The organism is Methylobacterium sp. OAE515, from assembly GCF_041806315.1.
Taxonomy (GTDB): domain Bacteria; phylum Pseudomonadota; class Alphaproteobacteria; order Rhizobiales; family Beijerinckiaceae; genus Methylobacterium; species Methylobacterium tardum.
This window is the reverse complement of record NZ_JBGMUV010000001.1, coordinates 3765078-3783801: the sequence shown is the minus strand read 5'-3', so window position 1 is coordinate 3783801 and position 18724 is coordinate 3765078. Positions and strand designations below refer to the sequence as shown.

The 18724-nt window shown below is 73.4% G+C and carries 19 protein-coding genes; 8 read left to right on the top strand and 11 right to left on the bottom strand.

What is annotated here, in order from left to right:
* Window positions 1-52: 52 nt before the first annotated feature.
* Complete coding sequence (locus ABIE45_RS18455; protein WP_373622448.1) at window positions 53-250, top strand: ComEA family DNA-binding protein; 198 nt, start codon at window positions 53-55, stop codon at window positions 248-250.
* 254 nt (window positions 251-504) lie between these two features.
* Here the strand turns inward: ABIE45_RS18455 and ABIE45_RS18450 are convergent, their stop codons facing one another.
* From ABIE45_RS18450 to ABIE45_RS18435, 4 genes are all read right to left on the bottom strand, one after another.
* Window positions 505-717, bottom strand: a complete 213-nt coding sequence (locus ABIE45_RS18450) for a ComEA family DNA-binding protein (RefSeq protein WP_373622447.1) — start codon at window positions 715-717, stop codon at window positions 505-507.
* A gap of 527 nt (window positions 718-1244) precedes the next feature.
* Complete coding sequence (locus tag ABIE45_RS18445) at window positions 1245-2411, bottom strand: glutathionylspermidine synthase family protein (RefSeq protein ID WP_192709350.1); 1167 nt, start codon at window positions 2409-2411, stop codon at window positions 1245-1247.
* Window positions 2411-3070, bottom strand: coding sequence for a DUF1190 domain-containing protein (locus tag ABIE45_RS18440; RefSeq protein ID WP_192709349.1), 660 nt, complete (start codon window positions 3068-3070; stop codon window positions 2411-2413). Before ABIE45_RS18440 ends, ABIE45_RS18445 begins: the two co-directional genes overlap by 1 nt.
* 11 nt (window positions 3071-3081) lie before the next feature.
* On the bottom strand, window positions 3082-3480 hold the full coding sequence (locus tag ABIE45_RS18435; RefSeq protein ID WP_192709348.1) for a DUF350 domain-containing protein: 399 nt from the start codon (window positions 3478-3480) through the stop codon (window positions 3082-3084).
* Between the two features lie 340 nt (window positions 3481-3820).
* On the opposite strand from ABIE45_RS18435, the gene ABIE45_RS18430 reads away from it, so the two are divergent.
* The 7 genes from ABIE45_RS18430 (at window position 3821) to ABIE45_RS18400 (ending at window position 12398) form a co-directional block, all read left to right on the top strand.
* Window positions 3821-5182, top strand: coding sequence for an SWIM zinc finger family protein (locus tag ABIE45_RS18430; RefSeq protein ID WP_192709347.1), 1362 nt, complete (start codon window positions 3821-3823; stop codon window positions 5180-5182).
* Window positions 5182-6744: a DUF5691 domain-containing protein gene (locus ABIE45_RS18425; protein WP_192709346.1), complete on the top strand. Its 1563-nt coding sequence runs from the start codon at window positions 5182-5184 to the stop codon at window positions 6742-6744. Before ABIE45_RS18430 ends, ABIE45_RS18425 begins: the two co-directional genes overlap by 1 nt.
* The gene (locus ABIE45_RS18420) at window positions 6741-7850 is read left to right on the top strand and encodes an AAA family ATPase (protein ID WP_192709345.1); all 1110 of its coding nucleotides are present in this window, start codon (window positions 6741-6743) and stop codon (window positions 7848-7850) included. The genes ABIE45_RS18425 and ABIE45_RS18420 overlap by 4 nt, the downstream gene beginning before the upstream one ends.
* 10 nt (window positions 7851-7860) lie before the next feature.
* The gene (locus tag ABIE45_RS18415; protein WP_192709344.1) at window positions 7861-10206 is read left to right on the top strand and encodes a DUF5682 family protein; all 2346 of its coding nucleotides are present in this window, start codon (window positions 7861-7863) and stop codon (window positions 10204-10206) included.
* The gene (locus tag ABIE45_RS18410; RefSeq protein WP_192709343.1) at window positions 10203-11369 is read left to right on the top strand and encodes a VWA domain-containing protein; all 1167 of its coding nucleotides are present in this window, start codon (window positions 10203-10205) and stop codon (window positions 11367-11369) included. Before ABIE45_RS18415 ends, ABIE45_RS18410 begins: the two co-directional genes overlap by 4 nt.
* Before the next feature lie 118 nt (window positions 11370-11487).
* Window positions 11488-11838, top strand: coding sequence for a hypothetical protein (locus ABIE45_RS18405; protein WP_192709342.1), 351 nt, complete (start codon window positions 11488-11490; stop codon window positions 11836-11838).
* Window positions 11838-12398, top strand: coding sequence for a hypothetical protein (locus ABIE45_RS18400; RefSeq protein ID WP_192709341.1), 561 nt, complete (start codon window positions 11838-11840; stop codon window positions 12396-12398). Before ABIE45_RS18405 ends, ABIE45_RS18400 begins: the two co-directional genes overlap by 1 nt.
* Here ABIE45_RS18400 and ABIE45_RS18395 read toward each other — a convergent pair.
* The 7 genes from ABIE45_RS18395 to ABIE45_RS18365 form a co-directional block, all read right to left on the bottom strand.
* Complete coding sequence (locus tag ABIE45_RS18395; protein WP_373622446.1) at window positions 12395-12688, bottom strand: hypothetical protein; 294 nt, start codon at window positions 12686-12688, stop codon at window positions 12395-12397. The two genes, ABIE45_RS18400 and ABIE45_RS18395, sit on opposite strands and share 4 nt — an antisense overlap.
* Before the next feature lie 11 nt (window positions 12689-12699).
* On the bottom strand, window positions 12700-14115 hold the full coding sequence (locus tag ABIE45_RS18390; protein ID WP_373622444.1) for a hypothetical protein: 1416 nt from the start codon (window positions 14113-14115) through the stop codon (window positions 12700-12702).
* Window positions 14116-14148: 33 nt separating this feature from the next.
* Window positions 14149-14763, bottom strand: coding sequence for a hypothetical protein (locus ABIE45_RS18385; RefSeq protein ID WP_192709340.1), 615 nt, complete (start codon window positions 14761-14763; stop codon window positions 14149-14151).
* Window positions 14764-14844: 81 nt separating this feature from the next.
* Entirely contained in the window at window positions 14845-15810 is a 966-nt protein-coding gene (locus ABIE45_RS18380; protein ID WP_373622442.1) for a hypothetical protein, read from the bottom strand.
* A gap of 28 nt (window positions 15811-15838) precedes the next feature.
* A complete protein-coding gene (locus tag ABIE45_RS18375; protein ID WP_192709338.1) occupies window positions 15839-16786 on the bottom strand; it encodes a hypothetical protein in 948 nt (315 codons plus the stop codon).
* A 41-nt stretch (window positions 16787-16827) separates the two neighbouring features.
* Complete coding sequence (locus ABIE45_RS18370) at window positions 16828-17613, bottom strand: OmpA family protein (RefSeq protein ID WP_192709337.1); 786 nt, start codon at window positions 17611-17613, stop codon at window positions 16828-16830.
* An 89-nt stretch (window positions 17614-17702) separates the two neighbouring features.
* On the bottom strand, window positions 17703-18689 hold the full coding sequence (locus ABIE45_RS18365) for a serine protease (RefSeq protein ID WP_192709336.1): 987 nt from the start codon (window positions 18687-18689) through the stop codon (window positions 17703-17705).
* Window positions 18690-18724: the final 35 nt, after the last annotated feature.

The window sequence follows — 18724 nt, the reverse complement described above, 5'->3', positions numbered from 1 at the left end:
ACGTTTGGTTCGCCAACCGGCCACGTCAGGCTTGGTGAGGCATGCCGAATCGATGAGACTGATCGACCTCAATAGCGCGACGGCAGAGGAGCTGGACGCAATCCCAGCCTTGAAGGGCCACGGTTTTGAGATCGTGCGCTACCGGCAGGAGCGCGGTCGTTTCACCAGCCTGCGTCAACTCAACGAGGTGCCAGGCTTGGCTGGCAAAACGGACGGCCTCGACGAAGCCCTGACCGTCGCGAACGACTAAAGACTCCGAAGCGCGGACCGTGCCGCGCAACAAGCGGGCTTCAGCGGTGCGACAACAAAGGCCGACGTTCTCCGGCTGGAACCTGACCTTCCGCTTTCGGGTATGCCGGGTATCGAAGCAGGTGCAGGATCGCCTCCGCTGCCGCCGCGGACGGGTCGCGCGTACCGCGACGGACCGGCTCTGCATCCGCGAGACGGAAGGCGGCCGGCGGTCGTGCCCGATCAGGGATGCGCCTTCCAAGGCGATCCGCAACGCTACCGGGCGGTGACGGCGGCCCGGATGGTCTCGTAATCAGCCCGCTTCAGAACACGTCTCGTGACCAGATCCTCGACCGACGCATAGGGCCGAAACTCGACAACGCGTTTTCCGATCATGCCCGCTCCGAGCGCATTGAGTTGCTCGATCGAGGCTGAGTTCAGGTCGACACGCCCACCCGTCGCTGATGGCTCACCGGCGCTGTTCGCCACAGCGTCCGTCCCTGAGCCCGAGCTGGGTGCGACGTCGGCGAGCCTGGTCGGCGACCCGGCATCCGTCGGCGAACGGAGATTCTCTGGCTGAGTGGGGGCAGAGGTCGGGATCGCAGCCAAGGGGGCCGGATCCACTCCTCCTCTGTCTTGCTGAGACGGGGTGCTGCTGAGGGTCGATCCGGTCGACGGCCCAGTTGCTATGGTCCGGACCGGCTGCCCACTGGAACCCGTCGGCCGCTGCTGGGAAAGCGGCACGGGGACCGACGCCTGTTTGCCCTGGCTCATCTGCGGGCGAGGGCCATGCGAGATCCAAAGCGTAGCCGCCCCGACCGAAACTGCTGCGAGACCGGCGCTTATGAAGAGCGTGGATCGGATCATCTCGCCTCCTTCCTAGACTGACGGTATCGATGCCGCCTCGCCATGGCCTCTTCGAGGCAGTCTCGTCCAGTCGACCCACGTCGACGCCTCGCCTCTCGCAAACGTCCACGTTTATGTCCGTCTCTTGGAAAGGCGGGGCCTGAATGGACTCACCCCAGGATGAGATGAGGCACGAAGCGGGCCCGGTCGGTGGTGATGCGGCGCGTCTCCTCGCGCATGCAGAGCCCTGCGGGTTCCGCGCCGACGATCCAGCTTCCGACAAGGGCATGGCGCCCCGCGAAGGCGGGCAATTCCGCGAGTGCCTGGCGCACATGACCCTCTTTCCCGTAAGGCCCGTCGTCGCGCTCGAGGACCGCGCCATCGCGGACGAGGAGGACATTCGCGCCCTCGCGCGCGTACAGAGGCTTTTTCGCGAAGGATGTCCCGAGGACGGCCTTGGCGGGATCGTTCTCGAAGTAGGTCGGCAGCAGGTTCGGATGACCCGGCGCCATGGCCCAGAGATGCGCCAGCATCCCCTTGTTGGACAGGACCGCCTTCCACGGCGGCTCGATGAAGCGGGTCGGTGACGGACTGATGGCGGCGCCGAAGGCATCGGCGAACATCCATTCCCACGGGTAAAGCTTGAACACGGCGTCGAGGGGGCGGCCGTCGGCGTCGAGGAAGCGGCCGTCGTTGCCCAGGCCGATCGCCTCCATCGGCACGAAGGGCGCGCGCAGACCGGCCTGGGCAGCGCAATCCTGGAGGTAGGCGACCGTGCCGCGATCCTCCGGCGCGTCGGGGAAGCACGCGAAGGCGACCGTGTCGGGCAGGCCCATCTCCCCGAGGCGCGCGATCAGCCGCTCATGCAGCGCGTTGAACTGGTCGGCGCCCGCCGGCAGGAAGCCGCGCGCGAGGCCGTCCTCAAGCCAGAGCCACTGGAACACCGCGCTCTCGTAGAGGGCGGTCGGCGTATCGGCGTTGTATTCGAGGAGCTTGGCCGGCCCGGTGCCGGTCCCGCCGTAGCAGAGGTCCAGCCGGCCGTAGAGCGTGGGATCACGCCGTCCGAAGCTGTCGGCGATCGCGTCCCAGGCATGCTCGGGGATGGCCAGGGATGTCAGGATGGAGGCGTCCCGGACGGCACGCTCGGCGAAGGCGAGGCAGAGCGCGTGGAGTTCCCGGGTCGGCGCCTCGATGTCGTCCTCGATCTCGGCGAGGCTGAAGGCGTAGTAGGCGCTCTCGTCCCAGTACGGCGCGTCCGCGAAGGTGTGGAAGGTGAAGCCCGCCGCGGCCGCGCGCGCGCGCCAGTTGGGCCGCTCGGGGACGGTCACGCGGCGCATCAGCCGCCCCTGGATCCGCCCGCGTGGCCGCCAAAGGCCGAGACGGCGCGTCCCGTCCCGCCGAAGCCGCCGCGGGCGACCGTGCGCGGCGTGCTCGTCGTGGTGCGCGCCACCGCGGCGGAAACGCGGGCGACGGAGCCGCCGCCCGACGTGAGCACGCGCCCGCCGGCACCGGTGCAGTAGCCGCTCGCGAAACCGCCGGCCCCGCTGGACGCCGGGCGCTCCTCTTCCGGTGCGTGCCGATAGAGCGGCTGGGCGGGGAGGCCCTGCGCCGCAGTGCGGCCGATCATGTAGCCGGCCATCAGCGGGACGAAGCTTAGCGTGTCGCCGGCCGTATCGCCCGCTCTCGGGGTGCAGCCGCCCGGGCCGTGGTGGCGCTCGCAATCCGCATCCGTCAGGTAGCGCGGCGCGCCGGCGGCGTAGCTGTCGAGCGCCGCGCGATACTCGGTGACGCACTCGTCGGCCGGCCGCACGCCGCCCGCGATGCAGGCGCCGTCGTTGCCGTAGACCAGGGCGTCCTCCTCGCGCTGCGAGGGATCGCGCCGTGCGAGGAGGAGCGCCGCGGCGCCGGCGCCGGCGAGCAGCACGAGGGAGATGGTGGCCGAGCGCTTGGAGCGGCGCTCCGTGCCGGTCTCACCCACGGGGTCGATCGGCGGCATCGCGGCGCCTCTCAGTAGGTCATCGCGGCGGCGTTCACGATCCCGACCGCGAACGACACCGCACCGAGCAGCACGGCCGGGGCCATGCGCCCGTCGGCGATGCGCCGCGAGAGGTCCGGGATCGCGAGGCGCACCAGCCAGTAGACGAGGATCTGGACGATGAGGGCGATCAGTCCCCAGATCACGCAGTCGAGGAGCGACTGCGCGTTGAAGATCGCGGCCGCGAGCGGCATCGCGAAGCCGGCGAGGCTGAACCCCAGCGCCACCGCGGCCGCCGTCACGTCCTGCCGGATGAGCGCGAGCTCGTTATGCGCCGTCGCGAAGGTGTAGGTGGCGAGATAGAGGCCGATCAGGCCGAGCGCCGTCACGAGATAGAGCAGAAAGTCGGGCAGTCCCGAGATTGAATTCACCGCGTCGGGTCCCGCACGGGTCCGCCCGCGCCGCCTGGCATCGCGATCAGTTCAGCCATGAGATCCGATTGATCCGCATTTCCAGGGCTCTAGATCGCCGCGAAGACCGAAGCAGGGTTGTATCGGTAGCATGTGCCCGTGTCGCTTCACAAGCTTGCCGACAAAAGGAGCGCGGATCGTCATTGCTATAGAACGCACGCGAGCGCCGATCATTCTTGTTAGAACCGATCCAGGGTTTGACTGAACTTGCGCAGTGCTGATGGTTTCGCTTGCCGCCGACGACGGATCGTGCAGATTGTCGCGCCCGACGATGCCTGACGTGAGTTGATCCGCCGATCGCATGAGCCTCACCGTCGACCAGATCCTCGCGCTCGCCCCCGACGCGTCGAGCCGCAAGGCCGGCCAGGACCAGGCGAAGCCCGCGACGTGGCGCGGACTCGGCCGGGCGGGTGCGGCGATCTTCGGCGAGGTCAAGGGCAGCGGCGCGAGCCCCTACCGCACGGTCGCCGACCCCGCCAAGGCGGCCTCCAAATGCACCTGCCCGAGCCGCAAGTTCCCCTGCAAACACGCCCTGGGGCTGATGCTGATCGACGCCGCGGCCCCGCTCCCGGAGATCGCGCCGCCGGACTGGGTGAGCGCCTGGGTCGCGGGGCGCGAGAACCGCGCCGTGGCCGCGGAAAGCCGGGCTCGCGAGCCGGACCGGCCCGTGGATGCCAAGGCCCAGGCGAAGCGTCGGCAGGCGCGCGCCGACCGCGTCGCGGCCGCGCTGGACGAGCTCGATCTCTGGCTTTCCGATCTGATGCGCCGGGGCCTCGCGGCGGCGCGCGCCGAACCCTACGCGGTGTTCGACCGGATGGCCGGCCGGCTCGTGGACGGGCAGGTGCCCGGTCTCGCGCGGCGGGTGCGTGCCCTGCCGGGGCTCGCAGCCGCCGGCCCCGTCCCCGGCGCCCCCCGGCCTGAGGCGGCCCTGGCGCTGGCCGTCGGCCAGATCGCCCTCCTCGTGCGCGCCGCGCGCCGGCTCAGCCTCCTGGACCCTGAGCAGGCCGCCGGCGTCCGCGCCGCCCTGGGCCTGCCCGTGAGCGCGGAGATCCTGGCGACCCGGCCGAGCCACGACGATGACTGGGCGGTCCTCGCACATTCGGTCGAGGAGGAGGATCGGCTCGTCGCCCGCTCGGTCTGGCTCGCCGGTCGCCGCACGGGCGCCCTCGCGCAGGTGATCGCGTACGCGCCGCCGGGCACGCCGCTGCCCGCGGCCCCTGTCGCCGGCCAGAATTTCTCGGGTGCGCTCGCCTTCCATCCCGGCGATCCGGCCCTGCGGGCCGTCCTGCGCGACGGGAGACCCGTCCCCGCCGCATCAGGCTCGATGCCGGGAGCCGGCACGGTCGGCGCCGCCCGCGACGCCTTCGCGGCGGTGCTGGCGCGGGCGCCCTGGACCGAACGGTGGCCCCTCCGCCTCGGCGGCGTGCGCCTCGGGCGCCTCGCCGACGACTCGGCCTTCGCGGCGGGGGATGCCACCGGCTGCCTGCCCCTGCGCGAATCCCCGCACCTGCCGGCTCTCCTCGCTGTCGCGGCGGGGCATTCGGTGGACCTGTTCGGGCTGTACGACGGGACCGGGCTCGCGCCCCTGGCCCTGGTGGCGGAGGGCCGGCTCTACACCGTGCCGCCCCAGGAGCCGCGCCCGATCCTGGTTCAGGCGGCCTGATGGAGGCCGTCACCGCGTCGGATCTGGACTGGGATGCGGCCCTGGCTGCCGCACTCCTCGGCGCTGACCGTGCCCCGTCCGCCGCGTCGGACGCCCCGATGCCCGGCTTCGATCCGGTCGGCGAGCCGGGAGATGCCCTCCTCGCGCAGATCGCGGTGCAGGGCCTCCTCCTTCGCGCCGGCATCGGCATCGGCCCCGAGGCCCTGCGGGCCGCGCCGGAGCGGCCGGTGGGCGGCCCGGAATGCCCGCCGGCCGCGGCGCGGCGCCTTCACGCCCTCCTGGCCGCCGGATCGTCCGCGGAGCCGCGCAGGCGGGAATGGTTCGCGCTCGCCGAACAGGCCGGCCTGCGCGCCCCGTCCTGGCTGCACGCGGAACTGGCGGCCCTGCGCGGCGGCGAGGCCGCGCTGGTCCGGTCGATCGCAGGCCCGGAACTCGACTGGCTCGCGCAAGCCTGCGGCATCGAGGCGGCCGCGCCCGACCCGGCCGAGGACGCTCCCGCCGATCGCTACGAGGGCCTGACCGCCTTCCGCCGCCGCGATCCGGACGGCGCGCGCGCGGCCCTCGCATCCGGCTTCAAGGCCGAGAAGGCGAAGCTGCGCGCCCAGCTCCTGCACGCTCTCGAGGAGGGCCTGAGCCTGGCGGACGAGCCGTTCCTCGAAGGCTGCCTCGATGACCGCGCCGGCGAGGTGCGCGCCTGCGCGCAGCGGTTGCTCCGGCGTCTGCCAGGCTCGCGGCTGGGTGGTCGCATGGCCGAGCGGACCCGGGCAGCCCTCGCCATCGAGAGCCGGCGCCACCTCCTCATCCGCACGCGGCACGCGCTCACCGTCACCTTGCCGGAGGAGGCGCCGGACCTCGCCCGCGACGGGATCGAGCCGAACGCCTACGCGCGCGACGCTGGCGGCCGACGGGCCGGGCTGCTCCGCGACATCCTGGCGGCGGCACCGCTCGGCGCCTTCGCCGATCATCCGCCCCGGCTCTGGATCGACCTCGCCCTGCAGAGTGAGTGGTCGGTCCCGCTGCTCGAAGGCTTTTACCGCTGCGTGCGCCGTGAGCGCGACCCGGCGTGGATCTACGCCCTGGCCGAAGGCCTGTTCGTGGCCTGGGACGGGCGCCTGCCGGGCGTGAAGCGGACCGAGGCGCTCTCCGACCTGTGGGCCCGGAGCGTGGCTTTGCTGCCGGCCGCCGCGTGGGAGGAGGCCGTCGCGTCCCTGCTGCGCAGTCACGGGATCGGCGCGCTGCCGCTCCTCGCCAAGGGTCCGCCGCGCTTCTCCCCGGCCTTCACCGACGCCCTGCTGGACTGGGTCGCCGCCGTCAGTCGCGGCACCGACGCGGCGCGCGAGTCTTTGTCGCGCGCCTGGATCATCGGGCGCCTCGGCAACAGCGCGGCCCCGACCGAGCGGGCCGCCGCGGCGGCCGCTTCGATCCTGGCCCGGCTGCCGGAGGGCGACGTCAGCCGCCTGCGCGGCCAACTCGCCGGCTTGGCCGAGACCCTGGAGCTGCGCGCCGCCATGCGGCGCGAGTTCGGAGACCTGATCGCGGACGGGAGCGCGCCTCTGACATGACGACGGACGTGATGCAGACACAGCAGGGTGGGGCGCGGCTGCGCCAGGCCGCCGAGGATGCCTTTGCCGAGGAGATCGCGGCGCTCAAGGCCGTGGACGACCGGCCGCGGCCGCCGAACTGGCTGCTCTCGCCTCAGGCCGTCGTCACCTACCTGCTCGGCGGGCACCTCCGCTCCGGGTTCGCGGTGACGCCGAAATACATCGGCGAGCGGCGCCTGATGGAGGTGGCGGTGGCGACGCTCGCCACCGACCGAGCGCTCCTGCTCCTCGGCGTGCCCGGCACGGCCAAGAGCTGGGTCAGCGAGCACCTCGCCGCCGCGATCTGCGGCACCTCGCGTCTCATCGTGCAGGGCACGGCGGGCACGAGCGAGGAGGCGATCCGCTACGGCTGGAATTACGCGCTGCTGCTCGCCAAAGGGCCGAGCCGCGAGGCGGTCGTCGCGTCGCCGATCATGCGCGCCATGGAGACGGGGATGATCGCCCGCGTCGAGGAGCTGACCCGGATCCCGTCCGAGACGCAGGACAGCTTCATCACGGTGCTCTCGGAAAAAACCCTGCCGATCCCCGAACTCAACGCGGAAGTGCCGGCCCGGAAGGGCTTCAACATCATCGCCACGGCCAACAACCGCGACCGCGGCGTCAATGAGCTGTCGAGCGCCCTGAAGCGCCGCTTCAATACCGTGGTGCTGCCGCCGCCCGCCACGATCGAGGCGGAGATCGCGATCGTGGAGACCCGCGTGGCCTCGCTCGGCCGCGCCTTCGAGATCCCGGCCGAGCCGCCGGGCGCCGACGAGATCCGCCGCGTCGTCACGATCTTCCGCGAGCTGCGCGAGGGGGTCACCGAGGACGGCAAGTCCAAGGTGAAGCAGCCCTCCGGCACGCTCTCGACGGCCGAGGCGATCAGCATCGTCGGCAACGGCCTGGCGCTGGCCGCCCATTTCGGCGACGGCCGGCTCACGGCGGGCGACCTCGTGTCGGGCATCGCGGGCGCCGTGGTGAAGGACCCGGTGCAGGACGCGATCGTCTGGCGCGAGTATCTGGAGACCGTGGTCAAGGAGCGCGAGGGCTGGCGCGACTTCTACCGCGCCGCCCGCGCGAGCGCGTGAGCGGGGCCCGATGCCCGACATCCGCCTCTTCGGGATCCGCCACCACGGGCCGGGCTCTGCGCGCTCGCTGGCGGCGGCCCTCGATGCCTTCGCGCCGGACTGCCTCCTGATCGAAGGGCCGCCGGACGCGGACGGCCTGATCCCGCTCGCCGCGCACGCAGCCATGGCGCCGCCAGTGGCGCTCCTCGTCTACCGCCCGGACCGCCCCCGTGACTGCGCGTTCTTTCCCTTCGCGGGGTTCTCCCCCGAATGGGTGGCGCTGCGCCACGGGATCGCGGCGGGCGCGGCGGTCCGGTTCATCGACCTGCCGCACGCGATCCAGCTCGCGGACGGGTTCGGCAAGCCGGCGGAAGAAGTCTCCGCGGAGGCGGCGTCGGGTGAGGTGCCGGACGGGCCCGAGCCGCCCGGCGCGGCCGTCGCGTCGGTGGAGGCGGCGCCGGCTGCGCTGCGGCGCGACCCGCTGGGCGAACTCGCGCAGGCTGCCGGCTACCCGGACGGCGAGCGCTGGTGGGATGCCTTCGTGGAGAGCCGTGCAGGCACCGACGAGGACGTGTTCGCCGCCATCGGGGAGGCCATGGCGGCCCTGCGGGCGACAACCGGGCCGGAGCCGCGGGAGACCGGATCGGGGCAGGATGCCCGCGAGGAGGCGCGCGAGGCGCATATGCGCGGCGCGATCCGCCGGGCCGGGCGAGACGGCTTCGCGCGCATCGCGGTCGTGTGCGGCGCGTGGCACGTGCCGGCCCTGGCGCGCCACGACGCGCGGGGGCAATCCGCCGCCGATGCCGCGACCCTCAAGGGACTGCCGAAGACCAAGGTCGCGAGCGCCTGGGCGCCCTGGTCCTACGAGCGGCTCGCCACCGCGAGCGGCTACCGCGCGGGCGTGCTCTCGCCCGAGTGGTACGACACGCTCTGGAACCACGGGGACCAAGTCGCGGCCCGCTGGCTCGCGCGCGCCGCCGCGCTCCTGCGGGCGGAAGATCTCGACGCCTCCCCGGCCTCGGTGATCGAGGCTGCGCGCCTGGCCGAGGCCCTCTCCGGTCTTCGCGGCCGGAGCCGCCCGTCGCTCGAGGATCTCGACGAGGCCGCGCAGGCGACGCTGTGCTTCGCCGACCCCGCTCCCATGGCGCTGATCCGGCGAAAGCTGGTGATCGGCGAGCGCCTCGGCGCCACGCCGCCGGACAGCCCCGGCACCCCCGTCGAGGTCGATTTCGCGAAGGTCTGCAGGAGCCTGCGCCTCAAGCCCGGGACGGATGCGGGTGAGATCGTCCTCGACCTGCGCAAGGAGACAGACCTCGCCCGCAGCCACTTCCTCAACCGGCTCGCGCTGATCGGCATTCCCTGGGGCACCCGGCGGACGGCGCGGGGGCGCGGCACCTTCAAGGAGGCGTGGTTCCTCAGCTGGCAGCCCGAATGGGTGGTGGACCTTGTGGCGGCCTCCGCGGATGGCGGGACGGTGGCCGAGGCCGCCGCCGCGCAGGTGAGCCGCCGGGCCGCGGAGGCGACCCGGGTCGCCGAACTCGCGACGCTCATCGGAACCCTCCTCGACGCCGACCTCGCGGAGGCCACCGCCGCGGTGATCCGGGCAATCGAGGACCGCGCCGCCCTGTCGGCCGACGTGTTCGACCTGATGGAGGCCCTGCCGCCGCTCGCCGAACTCGCCCGCTACGGGTCCGTGCGCAGCGCCGACACCGCCCCCGTGCGCGCGGCCGTCCGGGGTCTGGTGCCGCGCGCCGCCGCGGGGCTGGTCGCCGCCTGCCAGAGCCTCGACGACGACGCGGCCGCCGCCGCCAAGGCGCGTATCGCCGCCGTCACCGGCGCCCTGGACCTCCTCGACGATCCGGAGCTCACGGCGCCCTGGCGCGAGGCGCTCGAGGCGCTCGCCGACCAGGAGCACGTGCACGGTCGCGTCGTCGGCCGCGCCGTGCGTTTGCTCTTCGATGCGCGCGTTCTCGACACCGCGCAGGCCGGCGCGCGCCTCGGCCGCGCCCTGTCGCGTGCGGCCGGCGCGGGCGCGGCCGCCGCCTGGATCGAGGGCTTCCTTGAGGACAGCGGCACGGTGCTGCTCCACGGCCAGGGGCTCCTCGCCGTCCTCGACGACTGGCTCTGCGGCCTGGAGGACGGGCATTTCACCGAACTCCTCCCCCTCGTGCGCCGCACCTTCTCGACGATCCCGCCCGCGGAGCGCCGCGCGATCGGGACCGCCCTGGGCAACCCGGGACGCGCGGGCGCGGCAGACGCGCTGCCCGGCCGCTTCCACGATGCCGAGCGGGCCGCGACGGTTCTGCCGATCCTGCGCCTGCTCTTCGCGCCCGTGCCGGCGGAGTCAGGGCTGGAGACGCCGGAGGCGGCACCGTGAGCGAGACCGAACGCCTGCGCCGCTGGCGCCTCGTCCTCGGCGGCGGCCCGGCGGAGGGGACGGGCCACGGCCTCGACGAGCGCGACCTGCGCCTCGACCGGGCGCTCGGCGCTCTGTACGATTCCGATCGCAAGGGCGGACTGGGCTCGTCGGCCCCCTCGGTACCGCGCTGGCTCGGCGATATCCGCGACTACTTCCCCGCCGCCGTCGTGCAGGTGATGCAGCGCGACGCCCTCGACCGTCTCGACCTGAAGCGCATGCTCACCGAGCCTGAGATGCTGGAGGCGGTGGTTCCCGATGTCGCCCTCGTCTCGACGCTGATCGCGATGCGAGGGGTGCTGTCCGGCCGCACGAAGGAAACCGCCCGCCTCGTGGTCCGCAAGGTCGTGGACGCGCTCCTCGCCAAGCTGGAAGAGCCTCTGCGGCAGGCGGTCAACGGCGCCATCGACCGCGCCAGCGTCAACCGCCGTCCCCGCCACGCCGAGATCGACTGGAACCGGACGATCCGGGCGAACCTGCGCCACTACCAGGCCGAGTACCGCACGATCATCCCCGAGACCCGCCTCGGCCACGGTCGCAAGAGCCGTGGCTCGCTCAAGGACGTGATCCTCTGCATCGACCAGTCCGGCTCGATGGCCAATTCGGTGGTCTATTCCAGCATCTTCGGCGCCGTGATGGCCTCGCTGCCCGCCGTCTCGACCCGGCTGGTGGTCTTCGACACGGAGGTGGTCGATCTGACCGACGACCTCGACGATCCCGTGGAGGTGCTGTTCTCGGTCCAGCTCGGCGGCGGCACCGACATCAACCGGGCGGTCGGCTACTGCGCATCGCGGATCACGCGTCCCGAGGACACGGTGCTGGTGCTGATCTCCGATCTCTACGAGGGCGGGGTGGAGGCCGGCCTGCTGGCGCAGGCGCAGCGGCTGGTGACGTCGGGCGTTCAGGTGGTGGCGCTGCTCGCCCTCTCCGACGAGGGCGCGCCGGCCTACGACCGGTCGCTGGCCGCGCGCCTCGCCGCCCTGGGCGTGCCCGCCTTCGCGTGCACGCCGGATCTGTTCCCGGACCTGATGGCGGCCGCGATCCGCAAGGCGGACCTCGAGGCCTGGGCGGCCACCGCCGGCATCGCGGCGGTGCCGGCCGATTCCGGTCCCCGCACCGGATGATCGGGATCCGGCAGCAAAAGTGGGACTGGGCCGACCATCCTAGAACCGAGCCGGCTCCTGCCGGCCGGGTCTCGTCCCGCGGGGCGAGACCGTTCGCACACGAAGAAGAGGGACGGCGATGATCATCTGGTCCGGCTGGGGCATGCTTTCGGCGCTGATCGCGGGCGCGGGCCTGATCGGCAGCGTGCTGCTCGACCCGGCGCTCGCGCGCCTGGGCATTCCCACGCCCACGGGGGTGATCCTCGTCTGGGTCGTGGCGGCGGGCTTCAACTGGTGGCTCGGGACCCGGCTGAACAACCGTCCGGGCCGGGAACTCCTCGATCCGCGCACGGGGCAGACCGTGATCCTGCGCTCCCGCCACACCCTGTTCTGGATCCCGATGCAGTACTACTCCGTGCTCATGGTGCTGCTCGGGGTGCTCGCCATCATCGGCGCGATGCACGCGGGTCCGTCGGGGCGGCCCGTCTGATGCCGGCCCGCCCGGTCGCGGGCGAACGGCCCAGGCCGTCACGCGGACCGGCGCGGGAGCCGGCGCCGGACGAGGGCCGCATCGACCTGCCCGTGGCGCGCTGGCGCCTGACGGGGCTCCTCGCGGCCGCCGCTGTCTTCATCGCCGGCACGGCCTTCGCGCTCGTCTCCGGAACCGGTCCCGTCGGTACGGCCGTGCTCGTCTTCGGCGGCGCGTTCTTCGGTCTGGGCGCCGTCGCGATCCTGCGCGACCTCCTGCGCCGCGGTCCGGTCGTCTCGGTCTCGGCGCACGGCATCTTCGACCGGCGGCTCTCGACGGACTGGATCCCGTGGTCGGCGCTCGACCACGTCAGCGAGTCCGGGATCGGCGCCCAGGCCTTCCTCTGCCTCCACCCGCGGGCGGATCGCTTGGCTTCGCTGCCCTGGACGCGGCGGGCGCGCCTCACCGCGCGCCTCAACCGCATCCTCGGCGGCGGCTTCTGGCTGCCCGGGCAGGGCGTGCAGGGCGGAATCCCGGCCATACTCGACGCCATGGCGCAGGCGCGGGGCCGGCGGCGCTAGGGGCAGTCGGGCGTGTCCGGAATCGCGTCGAACAGCTGCGGCCCGGGCTCGGCCCGGTGACGGATGACGAGGCGCACCGTGACCCGGCAGTCTCCCGCCCGCACGAGGAAGCGATCGCCGACCACGCGCTCGACCGCGTCGATGGGTCGGTTCCCGAGGATCCGCGCGGCCGCCTCGACCACGGCCTGGAACGCGCGCACCCGCTGCCAGGACGGCGGCAGGGCGGCCAAGGCGGCCATCGGCAGGATCAGGAGAATTGCCGCCAGCGCCCCGCGCAACGTGGCGATCACGGCCCGGTTCCTCAACGCGGAGGCGTGAAGGCGTCGTCGCCCACGAAGATCATGTCGCGGTCGATCGCCGGCGGATCCCCGTGGGAGGCGAAGGCGAAGAACAGGCGCCGCGCGCGGCCGTCCGGCGCCGTCAGGGTCAGGGTGTGGCGATCGAGGGCATAGCGCCCGCCCTCCGGCGCGCGGCGGCCGGAGACGGCGGAGCCGACGCCGCTCCTCGCCCCCGAATTGATGGCCCCCACCGAGCCACCCCGGCCATAGGTCCCGTCCGCGCGAAAATCGTAGCGGTTCGAGACGGCGATCATGACGTCGCCGCCCAGGGCGGTGTTGCCGCCGCCCGCCAGGGTCCGGTGGCTCTGCGCCACCGTCTCTCCCGCACCAGCCGGGAAGGCGCGGAAGAAGCGGCCGTCCTGGAGCTTGTAGGTGTCCGCGCGGCCCCGGTCGTCGGTCAGCGTGAACGTGTCGCCGGCCCGCGTCCAGCGTCCGAACCGACGGGGTTTGGCGACGCGCTCGGCCGTCAGATCGACATCCTCCAGCGCCGCCGCGGCGACCTCGTAGGTTGTGCCGTCGCGGAGCAGGATCAGGGGCTCGAAGCGCATGATCATCATGCCGCCGACCCCGACGCCGTACGCGGCGCGGAAATACACGCCCTCGACGGTCGCCCAGTTCCCCGGGAAGCGCGGCTCGGCCGGCAGCTCCGGCTCGGGCGGTGTCGCGCGGGCGGCCCCCCGGGGCACCGAGGGGGCGGGCTGCGCCGCGCGCGTCCGGGCGCCCCGCGGCACCAGTCCGTCATCGGTCATCACGAGGGTGCGCAGCGTCGCCGGCGCGAGGAGGTCGCTCGGCAGCGTCGCGAGGAAACGCGTCAGGGTCCCGGCGCGCTTGGCCGCCTGCCAGCCGGCATGGTGCAGGACCGCGCGGAGCTTCACCTCCTCGGCGAACGTCGCGCGCGCGCCGGGCAGCGACAGGGGCGGTTTGGTCGCGAGTGGCACCACGAACTGGCGGCGGATCGCCCGCAGGGCCGCTGGGCTCGGCTCCGTCGTCGCATCGTTGGCGACCATCCATTGCAGGACGATAAAGGCGGCGAGCACGTCGCCCGCGTCGGTCTCGCGCAAAGCGGTCCCGGCGAGGAAACCGCGGAAGATGGCGTCGTAATCGTGCTGCGCGAGTTCCCGGGCCGCCACCGCGGCGCCGAGAGGATCGGCGATCTGCATCCGCCGCACCCGCTCCGCCACCGTGCGGGCGCGCAGGTCGGGCGTGGAGGCGAAGGGCAGGTCCGGATCCCGCGGATCCGGAGCGGCTGCATCGGACCCCGCCCCGGGCGGCCGGGCGGGATCGGGCGCAACCGCGCGGAGGCTGTCCAGGGCCGGCGCCTGCGTCGTGGCAATGGCCGGGATCAGCAGGAGCGCGAGTAACCCAAGGCGTCCGCGCATGCGCGTCTCCCCGTTCAGACGGTATGATCGGCCTCAGCGGACCGCGAAGACGGAGGCCGGAGCGCCGTAGCGGCGGTCCCAGTTTTCCCAGGCGACGTCGGTCGGTCCCACGGTGAAATCCACGACCCGCCAGCCGCCGCCGTCCTGGCGCAGGAGCGCGGCGTAGTCGTTCGATCCCAGGTCGTCGGCGCCACGCCCGAGCGGGCGGCCGTCGGGCCGCTGCATCCGCGCGAACAGGAAGGCCCAGGGGCCGTCCCGGTTGAGGGCGTGCACGACGAACTGCACCGGCTGGCCGCGCCCGGCCTCGGCGGGGCCGCGGGCGGCGTCGAGGAGCGCGCGGCGCGCCGCGCCCTGCGGCGTTCCGGTCCCGGCCTGCGCGGGCTGTCCGGCCGCGCCACCGCAGGGCTGCCAGGTCCGCTGGGCGCCGATGTCGCCCGGCCGCCCGTAGCACCAGCCCGCGGCGACGAGCCGGCGATCGAGCGCGTCGCGCCGGTCGCAGGCCGCTTGCGTGCGCGGGTCGTCGCCGGAGCCGCCGCGACAGAGGCTGTTGAGCGCCGTCCAGTCTCGCAGAAGCGTCGGGACCGCCTCGGCGCGCGCCGGCGCTGCGATGATCAGGGCGCCGACCGCGCCGGCGAGGATCGTTCGCATGGTCAGGTCTCTCCGGTTCGCATCGGGGTGCCGAAAGCAGGGCGTTCGGCGGCGCGGGCGCGGGACGGGGTCACGGCGGCGTCACCGCAGCGCTAGCGAGGCGGCGACGCGTTCGATGCCGTCGAGCGCGCGCGTCTGGTCGGGGCCGGCGACGCCGAGGAGACGCAGGTAGCCGGATCTGGCGAACAGCATCGTCTGCGTCACGCGCAAGCTGCGCCCGGATCGCGCATCCTTGGCGGTGCCCTGGAGGCGCACGACCGTGGCACCGGCGCGGACCGACCTATCCTCCCCGGTCACCGCGACGTCCGTGATCTGCGGCAGGCCGCCCAGGAAGGCCTTTCGAGCGAGGGCGCCCTCGCCGCCGGCGGGCACCGCCACCTGCCCCATGGACGGCGTGACGATGGCGAGCGCCTGCGTGCCCTCGGGGTCCACGTCTTTCGGGCCGTCGGTCAGCAGGAGGCCGCTGCCCATGAAGACGCGCACGGGACGCAGCCCCCCGAGATCTCCGACCGTGTAGGGCAGAGCGGCGATCTGGTCGGACAGGCTCGCGGGGGCTCGGAAGCCGATCGTGCGCAGCGCCGCCTCCACCGCGGGCCCCGGCACCTGCGCGTCGGCGGTCTGCGGGACCTGCACGGTCACGAGGCCGGTGCCCGGGGCACCGCGGACGATCGCGACCCATTTCGTGTAGGTCAGGCCGTTCGCGGCCTGGCTGCCGCGCAGGATGCGCCCCTCGCCGCCCGCGACGGCGAGGGGCTCGCCGGCCCCCTGGGCCTCGAAGCCGGTCGCCCGCAGGGTCTCGGGCGTGAAGCGCTCCACGAGCTGCGGGTAGGCCTCCGGCGGCATCTCGGCGATCACGATGGAGGCGCCGGACCAGTGCTCGAAGCCCGCGAAGGTCTTCGCGGGCGTCATGCCGGGCGGCGGCACGAGGCCGACCGACGCGTTGGCCGGGAAGACCGGCTCGGCGGCGCGGGCGGCGAGCGGCGCCGTCAGCAGCGCGAGCAGCGCGGCGAGCCGGACCAGCGGGTGGTGCGGAATGCGGTAAGCCATCGGCATGTCCCTGACGGAGTCTCGGGATTCAGCGCGTCGCGATGCGACGCACGACGATGGTGTTGCCGGAGAACTGGACCTGCCCCGGTGCGCTCATGTGGTCGAGCATCAGCCGCAGGTTGCGGGTGAGGCGGGCGGAATCGGAGCGTGTCTCGTACCAGTACTCGGCCGAGCCGCCCCCGGCGCGCACCGGGCGGTGGTGCTCGTAGCAGCGGAAGGCCGCCATGTACTCCTCGGCCGCCTGCACCTCCTGGGGCGAGAACCCGTCGAGGCGCACCGTGTAGGCGGTGGGCAGGCCGCCGCAGCCTTCGCCCCCCGTGGCCGGTCCGGCTCCGACGACCGGGGTGGCCGGCGCGGCGTCGCCCGCGGGCGCGCCCGCGTCCGACCCGCGGCGGGGCGCCACGAAGCCATCCAGCTTGGCGGTGAGCGCGGAGGCGACGTCGCCGGCGATCGTCTTTGCCTCGGCGCCGACCCGCTCCAGCAGGCACTCGCGGTCGCAGCCCTGCGGCAGGGGCGGCAATTGCAGGCCCGCGACCTCGAAGGCGCCGAGCGACTGTCCCGTCCGGACGTTGAGGAGCCGGCCGGGGATGCGCACCTGCGGGCGCACGATGTCCGAGTAGGCCGACTTCGAGGCCGAGGCGTAGATCTGGAAGATCGCCACCACGTCGAGGGGCGGGTTCGACACCGCGCGGGCGACCTCGATCAGCTCGGCATCCCGGCGCCGGACGCGGTTCGGCTGGGTGAAGCCCATGGCGACCGCGGTCTCGTCGTAGACGTTGTAGCCGCGCAGGTTCATCGTCTCGGAGAGTTCGGCGATGACCCGCTGGAAGATGCGGTTGCCCCGCGGCACGGCATCCTCATCAGCATCCTCGCCCATGACCACGATGTTGGGCTTGGCCTGCGCCTGCGCCGGGGCGGCGGACAGGGCGAAGACGAGGGCGAGGCCGGCCGACACGGCGGCGGAAAGCGTGCGCATGGGTTGGGCTCCTGTCTCGGGTCGCGGGAATCGGTGAAGGGTCAGTCGGCGCAGGGGATCGGCGTCGGGGCCGCGTCGAAATCGTCGAGGTCGAGGGCGACGCGGCGCCGGGGATCGGCGAGGCCCGGCGTGGGGCAACCGGCCTCGGCGAGGACCGGCAAGCTCCGGGCGCCTTGGGAAGCGTTGCGGGGGGCGATCAGGCTCACCTCGACCCGGCGATTGACCCGGGCGAGCGGCGCGTCCGGATCCTTGAGCCGTCCGGGACCCCAGCCGTGCACGCGCAGGCGGTCGGGATCGATCCCGTAGGTCGCGACGAGGTGCGCCCGCACCGCGCGAGCCCGGGCCAGCGACAGGCGTCGGTTGTACGACCAGCCGCCGGCCGCGTCGGTGTGCCCGGCGATCAGGAAGCTGTGGCGGGCGAGTTCGCCCGAGCGCAGCGCCTGACCCAGAGGCTCGAGCTGGATGCGGGCCTCGGGCGTCAGCCGGGCGCTGTCGTAGGCGAAGAACACGGTGAGATCGACGGCCCGCGCCGCGTCGACCCGGATCGGCGCGCCCCCGTCGGCGGGCGTCACCGCCAGCGGCTGGGCGGGCGCGCCCGGGTTGCCGTCGGCGAAGGGGGCGAGGGAGCGGATGATGGCGGTGGCCGAGGGGTTGGCGGCGCGCGCCTCCTCGGCCTCCGCGGCCGCGTCGCGCGGCGGCCCCGATACTTCGGGCGCAGCATTCCGCGCGCCGGGCACCTCGGTCAGCGGTCCTGCCCAGGCCGGCTGCGCCCCGAGCAGGGCGGCGGCCAGGATCAGGCTCGGCGGTCGCGCGAAAGCCGTGCGCATGGCTGTGCTCCTCGTACCTGCGGGCCGGGCATCGGCCCCGTCTGACCCGTCCATGGGCAAGGCAGAGCGGTTTTCGCCGCCGGATCCCGTCACCGTCCGCGCAGGATCGCGTTCATCCCGTCGGTATCGAGGGGACCGCCTGCGGGCGGATTGGCCGCGGCGGTGCCGGCGGCAGGCGGAGGGGTTCCGGGCCGGGGCGGGGCCGAGGCTTTGGCGGCCGGCCTCGCCTGCGCGGTGACGGCCTCGGCGAGGACGCGGCTCCGGCCGAGGATCGCGGCGAGCCGCGTGGCGGCGTTGAAGCTCGTCGCGTCCTTCGGGTCGAGCCCGCCCTCCTTGTGGAGTGCGACGCCCGCATCCGCGTCGAACATCAGCGAGCCCGACGAGCCGCCGAGAGTGTCGCAGCGGTGGCGCAGGTCCGGCCCCTCGGCCTGGTCCTTGAGGGCGAAGCAGCGGAAGCGGCTCATCACCTTCGGCCGGCCCATCGGGTGGTGGATCACCAGCATCGAGCGGTTGCCCGGGACGGCCTCGGCGGACAGCCGCACCGATCCGTAGGTCCCCGTCGGGTGGCCGGCGACGCGGGCGACGGCGTAGTCGAGGCGCGGGTCGAACTCGACGGGGCGCGGGTCGATCTCGAATCGCTGCGCACCCTTCCCGTCGAGGGTCAGGTAATCCATCAGGATCGAGGCCTTGACCGGCCGGAACTCGCCCGATTGCGGCAGGCAATGGTGGTTCGTGAGCACGTAATCGCCCGCGACCAGCTCGCCCGTGCAGGAGGCGCCGATCATCTGGCCGCTCGACACGTTCCGCATCACGATGTCGACGCGGCCGATGGGACGGGCCAGCGCCGCGAGGGCGCTGCTGGGGTCGAGCTCGGCGATGGGCTCGAACGCGCCCTTGTTCTGGTCGACGTAGGACGCCGCATCCCCGGTCGTCTGACGCAAGGGCAGCTGCGCCTTGCCGTAATCGGCCGGGTCGAATCCGACGCTCTGCGCCCGCGCGCCCGTCGCGGCGCAGGCACTCAGCGCGACGAGGGCGACGCCCCTCGCTCGGCGTGTCCGGTGGCGGGCCTCGGCCATTCCTGTCCTCCCCTGGTCCTGCCGGCGCAGCCGCG

Coding starts and splice junctions, on each gene's coding strand:
- ABIE45_RS18455 (WP_373622448.1), top strand. CDS start 53: ATGAGACTGATCGACCTCAATAGCGCGACGGCAGAGGAGCTGGACGCA.
- ABIE45_RS18445 (WP_192709350.1), bottom strand. CDS start 2,411: ATGCGCCGCGTGACCGTCCCCGAGCGGCCCAACTGGCGCGCGCGCGCG.
- ABIE45_RS18440 (WP_192709349.1), bottom strand. CDS start 3,070: ATGCCGCCGATCGACCCCGTGGGTGAGACCGGCACGGAGCGCCGCTCC.
- ABIE45_RS18430 (WP_192709347.1), top strand. CDS start 3,821: ATGAGCCTCACCGTCGACCAGATCCTCGCGCTCGCCCCCGACGCGTCG.
- ABIE45_RS18425 (WP_192709346.1), top strand. CDS start 5,182: ATGGAGGCCGTCACCGCGTCGGATCTGGACTGGGATGCGGCCCTGGCT.
- ABIE45_RS18420 (WP_192709345.1), top strand. CDS start 6,741: ATGACGACGGACGTGATGCAGACACAGCAGGGTGGGGCGCGGCTGCGC.
- ABIE45_RS18415 (WP_192709344.1), top strand. CDS start 7,861: ATGCCCGACATCCGCCTCTTCGGGATCCGCCACCACGGGCCGGGCTCT.
- ABIE45_RS18405 (WP_192709342.1), top strand. CDS start 11,488: ATGATCATCTGGTCCGGCTGGGGCATGCTTTCGGCGCTGATCGCGGGC.
- ABIE45_RS18400 (WP_192709341.1), top strand. CDS start 11,838: ATGCCGGCCCGCCCGGTCGCGGGCGAACGGCCCAGGCCGTCACGCGGA.
- ABIE45_RS18390 (WP_373622444.1), bottom strand. CDS start 14,115: ATGCGCGGACGCCTTGGGTTACTCGCGCTCCTGCTGATCCCGGCCATT.
- ABIE45_RS18385 (WP_192709340.1), bottom strand. CDS start 14,763: ATGCGAACGATCCTCGCCGGCGCGGTCGGCGCCCTGATCATCGCAGCG.
- ABIE45_RS18380 (WP_373622442.1), bottom strand. CDS start 15,810: ATGGCTTACCGCATTCCGCACCACCCGCTGGTCCGGCTCGCCGCGCTG.
- ABIE45_RS18375 (WP_192709338.1), bottom strand. CDS start 16,786: ATGCGCACGCTTTCCGCCGCCGTGTCGGCCGGCCTCGCCCTCGTCTTC.
- ABIE45_RS18370 (WP_192709337.1), bottom strand. CDS start 17,613: ATGCGCACGGCTTTCGCGCGACCGCCGAGCCTGATCCTGGCCGCCGCC.
- ABIE45_RS18365 (WP_192709336.1), bottom strand. CDS start 18,689: ATGGCCGAGGCCCGCCACCGGACACGCCGAGCGAGGGGCGTCGCCCTC.